We start from the raw sequence: 15,123 nt of genomic DNA, 5'->3' as shown, positions 1-15,123 counted from the left end.
GAATCGCTAAGGGGCTTTTGTATATACATAGGTTATTTAATCAATACAAAACAACTTAAACTGCTATTTGGTCGATAAATAAAACTTTAATAAGCTTTTTGTTGAGCAATCATGCCCGTTAGCAATATTGCCGCTTTCAAGCTCGTCTTGAATCTCAGCAGCTAAACCTTTGCCAAGTTCTACACCCCATTGGTCAAATGAGCATATTTGCAAAACAATACCTTGCACGAATATTTTATGCTCATATGCAGCAATTAAACTACCAATAGTTTTAGGATCTATGCGCTTCATTAATATGGTATTTGTTGGGCGATTACCTTTATGAACCTTATGTGGTGCAACTTGGTCAATATATTCAGGCGTACGTCCTTTAGCTTTAAGATCAGCACGAACTTGCTCTTCATTTACGCCCGCCATTAATGCTTGTGTTTGCGCAAAAAAGTTAGCCATTAAGGTTTCATGGTGCCCTTGCACTGGAGTAACACTCTCTACTGAACCAATAAAGTCAGCTGGCACAACATTATTACTTTGATGTAAGTACTGGTAAAAAGCATGCTGCCCGTTAATACCGAGTTCGCCCCAAATAGAAGGTACTGTAGCATAATCGACATCAACACCATCCCAAGTGACAGACTTACCATTACTTTCCATTTCTGCTTGTTGTAAGTAAGCCGTTAACATATGCAATGTTTGATCGTATGGTAATATAGCCTGTGATTGTGCCCCTAAGAAAGTAGTATTCCATACACTAATAAGTGCCATAATTGCCGGCATATTATCTTTCAATGGTGCATTAATAAAATGTTGGTCCATTTCATGGGCACCATCAAGTAACTCTTTAAATTTATCAAAGCCTAAATCAAGCGCAATAGCTAAACCAATAGCTGACCATAATGAGAAACGACCACCAACCCAGTCCCACATATCAAAGATATTTTGCTCTTCAATACCAAAACTCATCGCATTTTCTTTGTTTGCGGTTACCGCAACAAAATGTTTCGCGATAGATTTTTCATCAAAAGATGCGCTAGTAAGCCACTTCATCGCAGTACGGGCATTTGTCATGGTTTCTGTTGTTGTAAATGTTTTTGATGAAACAATAAACATAACTTTTTCAGGATCTAAAGGTCTTAAAACTTCAACAATTTGTGCGCCATCAACATTGGATACGTAATGTACGTTAACACTACCGTCACTATAATGTTTTAGTGCTTCGGTCACCATTTGTGGACCTAAGTTTGAGCCACCTACACCAATATTAACAATATCAGTAATGCGTTTGCCTGAGTAACCTAACCAATGACCTTGACGTACTTTATCAACAAAAACTTCCATTTCAGCTAATTGTTTTTGCACGTGTTGAGTTACGTTTTCGCCATCAATGATTAACGGCTCATCACTTTTACGACGTAAAGCTGTATGTAATACGGCTCTATCTTCTGTTTTATTTATTTTATCGCCGCCAAACATTTTCGCACGCCACTCGCACACTTCTGTTTCTTGTGCCAACGTGAGTAAAGTATCAAGCGTTTCGCTATCTATTAGGTTTTTTGAGTAATCAAGTAATAAGTTAGGTAGCTCTATTGAGAATTTATTGAAACGCTCGCCATCTTCGGCAAACAGGGTATTCATATGTTGAGATTTTTTTTCTTGAGCAAGTTGTTGCAACTTTTTCCAACTAGCTAATGTTTGACGAGCGGACATAGTGGACCCTAATTTAAAATTGATTGATTTAATGGTTAAACTTACACAAATGCAAGTTACGTATTAATAACATCCGTGTAAATTAACGGTTTAGCTTAATGCGTTACACACATTTATTATTGTTATATACACTCATGGTTAGAGTTTTCGCTCTATTTAACAAGTGTGATTATATGAAATTTATGCTACCCTATTAAATAATGACAGCGCTGTCAATCGTTAATATGATTAACGATAACCCAAAGCTAAAAGATAAGAAAGCACCTCTTATAAGTGATGATATTTATCAATTAAAGGTTTATTCTATTTCCCTTGTTATAAGGCGACTTTATAGAAAATGTTACCGCCTGTGTAATTAAGGTTCAGCTTTAACTAGAGTTTAGTTTAAAAAAACAACATAATAATAAAAAGAATAAAGGCTAATAATATCAATGAAAGCGACAATTAATGACGTAGCCAAGCAGGCTGGCGTATCGATCAAAACTGTATCTCGCGTCATAAACAACGAACCCTCAGTACGAAAAGCGACACAAGAAAAAGTACTGTTAGCCGTTACCGCTTTAAATTATAAGCCTAACCTCTCGGCTAGAAATTTAGCGGGCACAAAATCATTTAGCATAGGTTATGTTTATTGTAATCCCAACGCTTATTATGTTATTGACACCCAAGAGGGTATTTTAACCGCCTGTAAAGAGCAGGGTTTTGAGTTATTCATTCATCCTTGTGATGCTAAAAAAGAACATATTACTGATGAAGTAATAACTATGGTCAAGCAAGCCCGCGTTGCTGGCTTGGTATTAACTCCTCCTTTTTCTGAAATGCCTGATTTTGTCAATGCTATGCTGGCATTAGATGTTAAAGTGGTGCGTATTATGTCAGGAGATGAAGCCCCTGATCAGTTAACTCCTTGCATTATGGTTAATGACCGCGATGCCGCTTACACGATTACTCAGCACCTCATTGATGTGGGCCATCAACGTATTGCTTTTCTTGCTGGTGATGCAGAGCATATGTCAACCATTGAGCGTTATAAAGGCTACCGTAAAGCACTGAAAGACAATAACATTGAGTTTAATCAAGAGTTGGTTATTGAAGGTGAGTACTCTTTTGATTCGGGGGTTGACGCTGTAAAGATATTAATGGCTCCAGAAAAAGACATTCACCCCAGCGCTATTTTTTCATGTAACGATGAGATTGCCGCTGGTGCCTTATTTGCAGCAAGACTAATGAATATCAGTATTCCTGAGCAGTTAGCTATTTCAGGGTTTGAGAATAGCCCGTTTTCACGACAAGCATGGCCTAAACTGACCACAGCAAACCAACCGAATAGAAAAATTGCTGAAAACGCAGCAAACTTACTTATATCGCAAGTTAGAAATCAAAAAGCCAATAATGCACTCACTAAACTATATACTCCTGAACTTATTGTTAGGGACTCCACTACCAGCATTTAATATTATAAAGTTAGCAGCTTTGCAAACGAGAAAATTTTAATAACTTGAAAAATAAATAGCGCACTCAAACTAATTTCAGCTTATATTGAGTAATAGCTACCTTATTTAAACGAGTATTATTATTTTAGCTACTATCAAAAAAGTTCAAAATAAAGCTGTCGAATTCTCCAATAATAGCTTTTTCTTATCTTTAAGGGAGGCCTTTATTGCGCTGCTCCCTTACTTTGTTATTGCTGCACTAATAACGTTAATAAAAACGGTACTACTGAATTTATCACTTCTAGATGAAAACCACTTATTAATTTCAACATTAAGCTTTGGCAGTGAAGTTATTAGCCAGCTATTTCCTGCAGCGGTTGTTATCTCTTTCAGTTATTTTCTATCAAAAAACTTAGGTGTTAATACTATTGTTGGTAGCATATTAGCACTGACTAACTTTTCTATTCATGCGCAATACATCCAAAAAGCACCTGAACATTTTATTTTAATGCCCGACAGCGCCAGTGTGTACTCGTTAATTATTCCAGCTATTTCGTGCTACCTCCTAAAGTTATTTATTGGCTTATGTCGGCCAATTTTCAGCGAGATGCCTTCTATAAGCTTATTCCTACGTAAACATCTCTTACTCATAACCCCTTTCACATTAAGTTTTTTGTCCTTATTTTTATTAATGCCAATAATTGATCTTGTTGGGCATGAGTTTTCCTCATTCTTACTGCCCAAATTCGAAAGTGCCGCAAACACCAGCCAAATGCTATGGCGTATGTGGATTATTCATGGTTTGTGGTTTTTTGGTATTCACGGGGATAATGCTTTTCATGTATTTGTTAATGCCTCTATTTTAGGTAACGACATAGTTCCTGGACTAAACAATAAGAATTTTTATGATGTATTTGTATTATTAGGAGGAACAGGTTGTTTTTGGGGGCTAATACTTGCTGTGTTAATACGAAGAGTTAAGTCACATGAGCAGGCAATTATTAAAATATCTTTGCCTTTTACTCTCTTTAATTTTTGCGAAATTATTATTTTTGCTTTACCTATTATCCTTAACCCTATTTATTTAATTCCTTTTTTTCTCGCACCGACCTTTAATTTTTTACTCTCTTATCAATTATTAACAGCTGAAGTTTTTACCGTTAGTAGCGTAGAAATGAGCTGGATGACACCTATATTTTTTAATGCTTGGTTACTCAGTGAAAATACAATGTTAGTACTTTACCAAGTACTACTTATCGTCTGTAACACTTTAATTTATTATCCCTTTGTTAAGTTAAGTCAGGAAAAGTACAGCCCTTATACCGCGGTAGATAAACTTGAAAGAACACTCGGTATTAGCTCTCAAATAGATCAAGACAATGAAAATATATTTATTAAACACCAACAAAAAAATAAGAGTTCACTCAAAGCATTAAATAATGTCCTGACAGATCTAGCGAATAGCGATCTCGAGTTACATTATCAGCCTCAAATAAACTTAAAAAACAACCAAATCTACGGATATGAGGCATTACTACGCTTAAGGAAGGCGGATGGAAAGTTATATGGTCCTTATTTTTTAGATATTCTTAATGACCATAAATTAGGACATATTGTTGATAACTGGGTAATTGATCAAGTCGCCATAGATTTACAATATTGGAATACTCAAAAATTTTACCCCAACATAAGCCTAAACCTTAACCCAAACATACTCTACAAGCGTCACAATATAGATAATATATGCGCAAAGTTTGCTGACTTCTCAGAACAGGTTAAATTAGAAGTTGTTGAGTCGAGTTACTTAGAGAAAACAGATATAGTGATAGAGCACTTATCGTTATTAGCTGCTCAAGGAATTCAGACAGCCATAGATGACTTTGGTACAGGTTACTCAAGTTTGTCAATGCTAGGAACGTTACCTATCGAAATTGCTAAACTTGATCGACAATTCTTACAAGGTTGTGAAACACAAAGTGGCAAAATATTATACCGACATATTACCACCTTGTTTCATCAATTAGGCTATACCGTTATTGCTGAGGGCATAGAAACAAAAGCAGAGCTAGACTGGGTAAACTCATTAAATATAGAAGTTGCACAGGGTTGGCTTTATTCAGCAGCGATACCACGAGAAGAAGTACTTTTATATCAAAAACATTGGAAGTCGACCAATTCAAATCCTTCAGCATAGTAAGTATGATCTACGTCTTTAGGTTAGCGATTTATCTTCGGGGTTAAATGTACTATTAATTTCTTTCATCCGCTTTAAGTGATTTAAGTGCGCTCTTCGAGCCGCAAAAATAAAAACACCTATCATTGCGATCACTGACACAAAAAGAATGAGAATTTCTTTTGAAAGTATTGATTGAAGCCATTCCATGGTAATTAATCCTTTAATTCCGACGAGTTTTATATTATTTATACACTACCATACTCTAAAACCTTTAGAATATAATTAGTTACTTTAAAATATTAAGGCTAATAGTAGCGACTTTAATACATATGTACAAATAAATATCACCTTTATTTGTACATATAACTAAGCCCTATTCTTCGAAGTATGTACCCCAGCCATCGTAGTCAACACCACATTTTTGTGCTAGTTCAAACATAGTCTTGGTTTCAGCTTTCAACAAATCGATATCTAACATCTGCTCTGTAGCAATATCAAAAGCAAAAACTTTATCACCGTTTTCTAATTCAGCCTCTTCAGGTTCATCTACCTCAAAGCCTAATTTAAATGCAGCAATAGCAGCCTTTTCAAGTAGGTCAAAGTCTGTACTCGCAAAGTGATGTTCAATAGAGTGGTAAACCTCATCATTAGTGCCATCTTCAAGTAACTCTGTCACAAGCGCTTCAGTATGAGCAAACCATTCTTGCAGTTCTTCATTCATATGTTTATACCTAATATTGGGGCGTATTAACGTTATAAGTTTCGATTAATTATCTTGAAGCGCTTTTGCTTCTTCAGATAACTCTTTAATTTTTTCATCCATTAACGAATGTACTGCATTGGCAGTATGTCTAAGGCTATCGCGACTCTCTTCACTAATATATATAGGGTCGAGAAATTCAATAATGATTTTGCCATTGTTCCAACGGTTTAATTTGATTGTACCATGTTGGTTACTGCCGCAAATTGGAACAATAGGAACCTGAGACTGAATGGCTGTTCTAAACGCACCGGTTTTTAAGGGTAGCAGTCCTCGTCCTCTACTTCTGGTTCCTTCAGGAAACAACCAAATAGACAAACCTTTGCTTTTTATTTTTTCGGCCGTAATTGCAATGGTACTCATTGCTTTATTAGTGTTATTTCTATCTATTAAAATATTGCCTGTAAGCCAATACATTTGCCCAAAAAATGGGATCCATTTTAAACTTTTTTTACCAACACTCACAGTGCCTGGCTGTACCGCGTTACTCATGGTAAATAAATCATAGCTATTTTGATGATTAGCAACATAAACCACAGGCCCAATATTCTTAACTGATTCTGGCATTCTAACTTCAATAGTCACACCAAGTAACTTAGGTACTTTCCCTAAGTATTTAGCTGTATGGTAAACGTTATCGCGATGGAATGGCCGTATGAGGCAGTAAAATATTGATACAATACATATCAGCACAAGTGCTAGTGTCATTAGAAAAAAGCGTAATATAGCTAACAAATAGCAACTCCAATACCGAAAAGTAAAATTATAAAAATCGCAGTATACAGAAAAATTTACGAATAAGGTAACACCGATTGTATTAAGTTATTGCTGTGCTAACAAAAAATAATCAATGCTAAAAAAATGTCATAAAAACGCCCTTAATCTTATAAAAATATTCCTTTGTCATCATATTATTTGACTATAGTTATGTTATAAAAATTTTAAATGGGTGGGTGCGTAATGAAATTAACATTAATGCTAATTTGTATTTTATGTTCGTATCATGTGAGCGCGAATGAAAATAAAAGCATTGAACATATCATTTACACTCAAGAGAAAAGTCCGTTAGAAAAATCAATATCTCAAGTTGATAACGTAATACTTCACCAACAAGACTTTGAACAAAACATAACGTTTCATTACGGTCTGCTTGAGATTGAAACACATTATAGTAATTCAAATAACCAACGTGCTCCTGCTGCGGTATCACTACAGGAACAATATAGTGATTTTTACTTAAATAGTGAGCTCACGATACAAAGCTCTGATAATTTTGATATTTCAATGTCTACTAACATTTATCAAGATAACTTAATAACCCTGAATAACCAGCAAAGAACTTGGCTACCTAATAATACTTTCTTAAATAACCACCAAGGCACTCAGTATAGTTTCATGGGTAATTATAATATTTCATCAAGCTGGAAAATTTCTGGTGGGATAGTACTTATTGAAGCAACTAACAACCAAAGTGCAATATTAAGTGATGTAAAAGCTAATAATATTGCACTGTTTGGTACTAGCTATAGATTTTAGTCTCTCTCTAAGAGGCTCTTAAGCTGCGACTAAGCTTAACATATAACCTTTACCCCAAACGGTTTCTATTTGGCATTTTTTCATATTAGCCGACAATAACTTTTCTCTTAATTGCGAGACTCTTACGTCGACTGTTCTTTCACTACCATTATAAACTCGCCCAAGTAGCTCTGCATATATAGCATCTCTTGACAGAATAGCGCCTTGGTTAAGTAGTAATAATTTTAGTAAAGAAAACTCAAAACCCGTTAATTTTATCGGTTTATTATCAACTAAACATTTTTGAGATCTGGGGATTAAGCACAAATCAGCCAAACTAATATCATCAACATGGAGCTGTTTATGACTATGTTTTTTTCGTCTTAATAAAGCAGTAATTCTTACCGTTAATATTTTAGAAGATACCGATTTAATTAGGTACTCATCAGCGCCTAGCTGAAACGCTTCTACTTCTTCATGCTCACTGCTATTTGAAGAGAGCACAACTAAGCAGTTATCGAAGAAGTTTCTCAGACCTCTAATAACCTTCAAAGTTGGCTGATTGCTATAACTCGAATCAAGAATAACAACGTCGGGTTTATACCCAATGATGTTTGACTTTAATTTAGGGTCAAGTAAGTCGCTATACCTTACATGTGCAACATTATACCCTTGTTCAACTAAACCTCGTTGAAAGGAACTTGATAAATAAAAATCACTTTCTATCAGTAATATACGACTTATTTTAGGATCTACAGATACTGTATTATGTAGTGTTACATCATCAATAATGGTTTGATTAAATGTCATTGGTACACTCCTTAACCGCGTTATTTTATATTTTTAGTATAAAATAACGCCAACTAAAGACTGTTATGACTTGTAACTCAGCTGTAACAGTTGGTGGTTAATCAACCAATGCCATAAACCAAAGGTGTATGGCTATTAATAGAAAGTTCAACCTGCTGTTTTAACTCTAAAACTTCTTCACTATATAGGCTTAATTTAGTAAAGCTTAAATCACCATCAACTAAACTACTAAAGTGATAATGATAACCTTGCTCTGTTACGCTAACATATTCAACTTGAGCATTAACCTTTACACTATCGCTTTGTAAATTAAGCTGTGACGGTTTAACTAGCAAACTGTATTTATGCTCACCTTCGCCAAGTAATGATTGCTCATTATTATAAGGCAATACGCCTAGCAAGGTTTTTACTTCATTATTGCTTAGTTGACAAGGCAACCAACTCCCCAGCTGAAGAAAATCAGCAACTTGGTAACTATTAGGTTGCTGGCAAATAGTAGCTGGTGAATCAAATTGTAATAACTTTCCCTCAGCCATCACAGCCATTTTATCAGCAAAGGTAAACACCTCATCTTTATTGTGAGTCACAAAAATAGCAGTTGTATTGACTTGTTTTAATAATTGCCTAATTTCAAGCATAAGTTCATTACGCAAACGAGCATCAATATTAGAAAAAGGCTCATCGAGTAATAATAATTTAGGTTGAGGTGCTAATGCCCTTGCTATTGCAACACGTTGTTGTTGACCACCAGAAAGCTGATGTATGTGACTTTCACTTAACTCACTAAGCTTTAAAATGGCTAATAACTGTTCAATGCGTTGGTTCTGCTCAGTTTTAGGTAAGTGGGATATACCAAAAGCTACATTTGCCTTTACTGTTAAATGGGGGAATAATGCATAATCTTGAAAAATAACCCCTATGTGCCTCTTTTCTGCTGCAAGGTACCGACTCTCATCAACAATAATATTACCATCAATATCTATAACACCTTGGCTTGGTTTGAGAAAGCCAGCAATAGTGTTAAGTAACGTAGTTTTTCCGCAACCACTAGCCCCCACTAAACCAAGAATTTCTCCTTGAGCAAGAGACAAATCTAATTTCGATAAAATAGTACTATTTTGTAGTACCACTGACAGTTGCTTAATACTTAATAGCGAACTCATGAGGTTTCCTTTTTAGTGTTTAGCAGTACTATAGGAAGTAAACCAAAAACAACAATAAGAATGGCGCCTAGCGCACCTTGTTCAAGCATTTCATCTGAAATGAGTTGATAGATTTGACTACTTAAGGTTTCAAAATTAAAGGGCCTTAATAATAAAACGGCTGGTAATTCTTTCATTGCTTCCACAAAAACGAGTAACCATGCCACCATAATAGCAGGCGTTAATAGCGGTAGGTGAACCTTAAATAAAGTACGTTTTAAGCCTGCACCTAATGTTGCAGGCGCATAATCTAACGAATGAGGTATTTGCTTAATACCACTAACAATTGTCCCATTAGCAACCGCAGAAAAGCGTACAACAAAAGCAAAAATTATTGCAAATAATGTACCCGATAGAATCAACCCTGGTTCAGGTAAACCAAATTGCTCTAACAAACTATTTAACCAGTGATCTATTGGCCCAAATGTAGACAAAAGCGCCATCGCTAAAACGGTTCCAGGTACTGCATAACCTAGCCCTGATAATTGCTGTGGTATGGCACGATACTTATGCTGATGTAAGCGTTGATACAAACCAAAAAACAACGCAAGAATAACCGTAATAGTCGCGGCTATCACAGCAATTTTTATACTATTAACACCTGTTTCAAGTAAAACCGTTAATTGCGCGGCAGTGCTATACTCAAGTGCCATAGAAATCAATAATACGAATGGTAATAAAAAGCCAAGTATAACCAAGCTCCAGCAAAGTATTGATGCAAATAATTGCTGTGTAATAGAGAGTTGGATCAACTCCCTTGTAAAACTCGGCCGAGTACTTTGATGGCGTAGCCCTGCTCTACTTTTTTGCTCTGCCAACACTACAAAAAGTATTAGTAGCATTAACACACTCGCTAAAGCATTTGCCGCAGCTAAATCACCATAACCTAACCAAGTATCGTAAATAGCGGTAGTTAACGTGTTCACTGAAAAGTATTGCACGGTGGCAAAATCAGCTAAAGTTTCCATTAAAACTAAGCTGGCTGCTACTGCTATTGCAGGACGAGCAAGAGGCAAGGCGACACGAAAAAAACTTTGTCTTAAGCTAAAACCTAAAGTGCGACTTGCCCTGATCAGGTTTTGGTCTTGCTGCTCAAAAGCGCCACGAGTTAACATATAAATATAAGGAAATAATACTAGCGCAAGCATTACAGCTGCACCTGGTAGTGTTCTAATATCAAAAAACCAATAATCGTTCGGGCTCTGCCAGTTAAACCACGCACGTAGGGAGCGCTGTACTGGTCCAGCATAATCAAATAAATCAGTATAAATATAGGCAATTAAATAAGCAGGCATTGCTAACGGCAGCATTAATAGCCAACGTAGTTGCTTCTTAAATACAATATTTGTGTAGGTGATTATAGCAGCGCTGCTGACACCAAAAAAAAGTGAGAGCACAACTACTAAGCAGCCTAAGAATAAAGTGTTCTTGAGGTAGGTAGGCAAAACTGTTTGCCATAAATGACTAAACAACTCGGTTGAAGCATTAACACCTCCAACCAACATAACCAGCACTGGCACTATCAATACCAGTGCAATTAAAAAGCTAAAAAACGTCCATGTTTTACTATTATTCAGTGCTATCACAAATCAAATTTAGCCTGATCTAACAACATAATGGCTGCTTTACGATTCTTTGCAATATCTTCTAGCGCTAAAGTATCGGCTTTAAACTCTCCCCACGAAGCGACTAATGGTGAAATCTCAACATCTTTGCGTACTGGGTATTCCATATTAGTTTGGGCGTACAACTCTTGAGCGGGCTTAGATACTAAATACTCCATCAGTGCTTGAGCATTTTTAGTGTTAGGTGCGTATTTAGCCATGGCAACACCCGAAATATTAACATGAGTACCGCGGTTTTTCTGATTAGGAAAATTAATATTTACCGCATCAGCCCATGCTTTTTGTTTTTCATCTTGTAACATCTTACCAAAGTAATAACTATTACCTAATGAAACATCACACAAGTTTTGATGTATTGCTTGCACTTGTGAGCGATCGCCACCTTGTGGTTTTCTTGCTAAGTTGGCTTTAAGCTTTTGTAGCCACTGTAAAGTGTATTCTTTACCGTGCTCGCTGATCATTGAAGAAACAAGTGCCACAGTATAAGGGTGTTTGCCACTACGCATACATAAGCGGCCTTTATACTTTTCATCCGCAAGGTCTTCGTAATTAAAGTCAATATTACCTAAACGTTTTGCTGAATATATATTACGAGCACGTGTGGTTAAAGCAAACCAAGTGTTGTCTTTCGCTTGAAATTGTTCAGGAATAGCATTAGCAAGTATGTCAGAGTTTACTACTTGCACTAAATCTCTATCTCGCAGCTCAATTAAACGGCTAATATCTGTTGTTAATAATACATCGGCAGTGCTGTACTTGCCTTCTCCAGCTAAACGTTCTGCCATGCCTTTTTTGGCAAAAACTACGTTTACTTTAATACCACTTTGTTCAGTGAATTGGTCAAACAATGGTTTAACCAAAAAAGGTTGTCGATAAGAATAAACGTTCACTTCTTCACTTGCTACTGCCATTAAGTTCACAGATAACAAGGCACCAATAATTATTTTTTTTAACATAACGTACGCTTTCCTAAAAAATTTGTTAAATTGTGACAAGCAGACATCACAGTGTCAATCTATTTGAGAGTTATTCGCATTAGCTTTTTAACTAAACCTGTTTTTATAACAAACTAACCGTGCCACTTATTAATAACCAAGCAGCAAAAAAAAGCTTTAATTTAACCGCTGATAAGTAACCCACTAATGTTTTAGCGAAATACCCCCCTAATAACGCTCCTGGGCCTGCAAATAAAACAACTTGCCAATAAACGTCATGATGAACTTGTCCAATAGCAGCCCAAACACTTATTGCTGATACCACCACAGCACTTGCCACGGCCATGCTAATATCGAAACGTCGCAAAATAAGATAAATCGCTAATACTTCACCAACACCAACACTAAGCCAAGCGGTAATTGCGCCGCCAAAAAGACCAATAGCAATCATAAAAACATAATCAAAAACCTGTAGCTGGCTCTGCTCTTTTCTTGGCTTAATTAAATAAATAGTTGCAACAATAAACAACCCTAACAGCAATGAAAACCAGCTAAAGCTGTAATGAAGTGAACTAGGAGATGGTAAGGAAAAATAAAAAACACTACTTAAACCAACAACAGCGGCAATACTAACAACGGCAATAATACGTTTAAATCCTTGCCATAAGCGTAACTCTGTTTTTTCTACTTTATAATGATGCCACCAAGTAACCGCTCCAGCAGTCATACCAAAGCACTGTATTGCAAAGCTCGTTGCAATTGCCTGTGCGTCGGTAAAATTAAGTTGATTAAACATGGGAATAAAAACCACGCCGCCGCCAGCGCCAGTTGAATTCGCGAAAAGAGCGCCCGTAAGCCCTAAAAAGCTAAAGCCTACGTAATCAAGCAGGGCTGAAATATCATGAGGAGCACAAGCTAATAACAGCGCCCAACACAGTACAAAGAACGAACCGTGTTTTATTTTAGTGAACTTAGTAGAAGGCGCTTTAATCATATCTGTAGCTACTGGTCGTCCTGACTTACGCCATCATCAATGCGATGTTTACTATTTAAAAAGCTTATTGCCTCTGTGGTTAAGCTGCTTTTAGAAATATAGCTTTTACTGCTAATACCTTTACCTGATATTTTCTTGCCCTTAGCATTTGTTGTTAAGGTAAAGAAAACGACAAAGCCAAGTTCAGTCGCTTTAATAGCCGTGATATCTGACCATAAAATACGGCTATTTACATGAAAAGACTCTGTTAATATGCCCTTATCATCTAGCGTTAAATTAACGTCACTTCCTGACGCCTTACTTAACATTTGACGCATAACCCACCAAGGTTGGTGATAATAAACACTTACCGTTTCTAAAATACCTAATGCAATAACAAACCAAGCGGCATACGGGTTAACGGGTGTAAAAAGTAAAATAACTAAACCAAACAAGGTTAAGGTATTCGCCTTAAAGTAAGTTTTTTTATTATGAACCAAGGTACTTGATTGACTATAACACTCGTTATAATGGGCTTTATCTAAAGTAAACTTGCTGGTAAAAGACGTTGCTGAATTCATTGAAAGTTAAGTGCTCAGTAAAAATAACGAATAGTAAGGGAGTCTACCAGAAGTGTCATATGAAGTAATTACTATAAATTGTAATCTGCCTGTTTAATTCATCCCCCCTTTAAGTAATAAGCGCCAAGTAACGCTTATTTTATCCACCTCATCAACATTAGTAATTTTTAGATCAAAAAAGGCAAAAAAACCAGTTAAAATAAAAAACATTGCCATGTTTTGGCTTTTTTTGTGGTAAAGTTACAAAATAATACTACTTTTTATTATTCTTATGCCTATGCATTATAATAATAAAGTGAATATCGACACAGATGCTGTGCTCTTTTATTTATTCTAATTATCTAAGGAAACAAACATGCAAGTTATTATTTTTGATGATGCACAGCAAGTTGCTGATAGCGCAGCGCAGTGGGTTGCAGAGCTAATTAATAAAAAGCCTAATCCTGTACTTGGTTTAGCGACAGGTAGCACCCCAATTAGCTTATATAAAGCATTAGTTAACAAGCATAAAGCTGGTGAATTAAGCTTTAAAAACACCACAAGCTTTAACTTAGATGAATATCTTGGCATTGATGGTACTAATGTACAAAGCTACCGTCATTTCATGAACGAAAACTTATTTGATCATGTAGATATTGATAAAAGCCAAACTTTTTTACCCACTTGTAATCAAGGTGAAAACCCAAGAGAGCAAGGCTTAGCATACGAAGAAAAAATCAAACAAGCTGGCGGTGTAGATTTACAAATTTTAGGTATTGGTGCTAATGGTCACATTGGTTTTAACGAACCTACTTCAAGCTTAGCATCACGTACTCGTATTAAAACACTAACACAACAAACGCTTGACGATAACAGTCGTTTATTCGCTGCTGATGAGTTTCAGCCAACATTAGCAATGACTATGGGTATCGCAACTATTCTTGACGCTCGTTATGTAATTTTAATGGCAACGGGTAAAAACAAAGCGAAAGCAGTGAAAGACATGGTAACTGGCGCTTTATCAGCGGTATGTCCTGCCTCTGCGTTACAGCTTCATGAAAACGCTATTATATTATTAGATAAAGAAGCAGCAAGTGAGCTTGAAGATCAAGAGTATTACACTTGGGCTAATAAACAAAATATCAAAATTAATGAAGAGTTTGGTTTATACCATAACTACTAATTAACTTAGACACTCTATTCTTAAAAGCTAGTTCATCATGAACTAGCTTTTTTATATCTACTCGTTAATTAACTCTTACTTACGACACTATTTCTTATTCTTTTTATCTCAACGTTATCCATTAACTAAAACAACAATAAACTACTCTTAGTGCCTTAATCACAGTCACCAATAATCAATATAACCTGAACTCGGTTTAAGAGATATTTAACAAATTGAAATATAATAAAAAATTACTTTTATGAAC

At 35.9% G+C, this 15,123-nt stretch carries 15 protein-coding genes; 4 read left to right on the top strand and 11 right to left on the bottom strand.

The window, feature by feature from the left end; all coding sequences use genetic code 11:
- Positions 1-63: 63 nt before the first annotated feature.
- Complete coding sequence (gene pgi / locus KO495_RS13225; protein WP_215980881.1) at positions 64-1,704, bottom strand: glucose-6-phosphate isomerase; 1,641 nt, start codon at positions 1,702-1,704, stop codon at positions 64-66.
- Positions 1,705-2,135: 431 nt separating this feature from the next.
- Here pgi and KO495_RS13220 point away from each other — a divergent pair, with 431 nt between their 5' ends.
- A complete protein-coding gene (locus KO495_RS13220) occupies positions 2,136-3,158 on the top strand; it encodes a LacI family DNA-binding transcriptional regulator (RefSeq protein ID WP_215980880.1) in 1,023 nt (340 codons plus the stop codon).
- Positions 3,159-3,273: 115 nt separating this feature from the next.
- Positions 3,274-5,331 carry an EAL domain-containing protein gene (locus tag KO495_RS17760; RefSeq protein ID WP_354668389.1) on the top strand — a complete coding sequence of 686 codons (2,058 nt, stop codon included), beginning with the start codon at positions 3,274-3,276 and terminating at the stop codon, positions 5,329-5,331.
- Positions 5,332-5,349: 18 nt separating this feature from the next.
- On the opposite strand, the gene KO495_RS13210 is transcribed toward KO495_RS17760, so the two are convergent.
- From KO495_RS13210 to KO495_RS13200, 3 genes are all read right to left on the bottom strand, one after another.
- Positions 5,350-5,520, bottom strand: a complete 171-nt coding sequence (locus tag KO495_RS13210) for a hypothetical protein (protein WP_215980878.1) — start codon at positions 5,518-5,520, stop codon at positions 5,350-5,352.
- A gap of 166 nt (positions 5,521-5,686) precedes the next feature.
- Complete coding sequence (rraB, locus tag KO495_RS13205; RefSeq protein ID WP_215980877.1) at positions 5,687-6,034, bottom strand: ribonuclease E inhibitor RraB; 348 nt, start codon at positions 6,032-6,034, stop codon at positions 5,687-5,689.
- Between the two features lie 45 nt (positions 6,035-6,079).
- Positions 6,080-6,808, bottom strand: coding sequence for a 1-acylglycerol-3-phosphate O-acyltransferase (locus tag KO495_RS13200; protein WP_215980876.1), 729 nt, complete (start codon positions 6,806-6,808; stop codon positions 6,080-6,082).
- Positions 6,809-7,033: 225 nt separating this feature from the next.
- Here KO495_RS13200 and KO495_RS13195 point away from each other — a divergent pair, with 225 nt between their 5' ends.
- Positions 7,034-7,609, top strand: a complete 576-nt coding sequence (locus KO495_RS13195; protein ID WP_215980875.1) for a hypothetical protein — start codon at positions 7,034-7,036, stop codon at positions 7,607-7,609.
- An 18-nt stretch (positions 7,610-7,627) separates the two neighbouring features.
- On the opposite strand, the gene KO495_RS13190 is transcribed toward KO495_RS13195, so the two are convergent.
- The 7 genes from KO495_RS13190 to KO495_RS17695 form a co-directional block, all read right to left on the bottom strand.
- A complete protein-coding gene (locus KO495_RS13190) occupies positions 7,628-8,398 on the bottom strand; it encodes a response regulator transcription factor (RefSeq protein ID WP_215980874.1) in 771 nt (256 codons plus the stop codon).
- A 101-nt stretch (positions 8,399-8,499) separates the two neighbouring features.
- Positions 8,500-9,561, bottom strand: a complete 1,062-nt coding sequence (locus KO495_RS13185) for an ABC transporter ATP-binding protein (RefSeq protein ID WP_215980873.1) — start codon at positions 9,559-9,561, stop codon at positions 8,500-8,502.
- Entirely contained in the window at positions 9,558-11,186 is a 1,629-nt protein-coding gene (locus KO495_RS13180; RefSeq protein ID WP_215980872.1) for an iron ABC transporter permease, read from the bottom strand. The genes KO495_RS13185 and KO495_RS13180 overlap by 4 nt, the downstream gene beginning before the upstream one ends.
- On the bottom strand, positions 11,183-12,181 hold the full coding sequence (locus KO495_RS13175; RefSeq protein WP_215980871.1) for an extracellular solute-binding protein: 999 nt from the start codon (positions 12,179-12,181) through the stop codon (positions 11,183-11,185). The genes KO495_RS13180 and KO495_RS13175 overlap by 4 nt, the downstream gene beginning before the upstream one ends.
- Before the next feature lie 103 nt (positions 12,182-12,284).
- The gene (locus KO495_RS13170; RefSeq protein WP_215980870.1) at positions 12,285-13,154 is read right to left on the bottom strand and encodes a sulfite exporter TauE/SafE family protein; all 870 of its coding nucleotides are present in this window, start codon (positions 13,152-13,154) and stop codon (positions 12,285-12,287) included.
- An 8-nt stretch (positions 13,155-13,162) separates the two neighbouring features.
- Entirely contained in the window at positions 13,163-13,714 is a 552-nt protein-coding gene (locus KO495_RS13165; protein ID WP_215980869.1) for a YcxB family protein, read from the bottom strand.
- A 93-nt stretch (positions 13,715-13,807) separates the two neighbouring features.
- Positions 13,808-13,930 (bottom strand): hypothetical protein, encoded by a 123-nt coding sequence (locus tag KO495_RS17695; RefSeq protein ID WP_289847627.1) that lies wholly within the window; start codon positions 13,928-13,930, stop codon positions 13,808-13,810.
- A gap of 139 nt (positions 13,931-14,069) precedes the next feature.
- On the opposite strand from KO495_RS17695, the gene nagB reads away from it, so the two are divergent.
- The gene (nagB, locus tag KO495_RS13160) at positions 14,070-14,876 is read left to right on the top strand and encodes a glucosamine-6-phosphate deaminase (RefSeq protein WP_215980868.1); all 807 of its coding nucleotides are present in this window, start codon (positions 14,070-14,072) and stop codon (positions 14,874-14,876) included.
- Positions 14,877-15,123 lie beyond the last annotated feature (247 nt).

Origin of the sequence: Colwellia sp. D2M02 (assembly GCF_018860755.1) — a bacterium.
Taxonomy (GTDB): domain Bacteria; phylum Pseudomonadota; class Gammaproteobacteria; order Enterobacterales; family Alteromonadaceae; genus Colwellia; species Colwellia asteriadis.
Note: the sequence above shows the minus strand (reverse complement) of the source record. Positions and strands in the feature narration are given on the sequence as shown.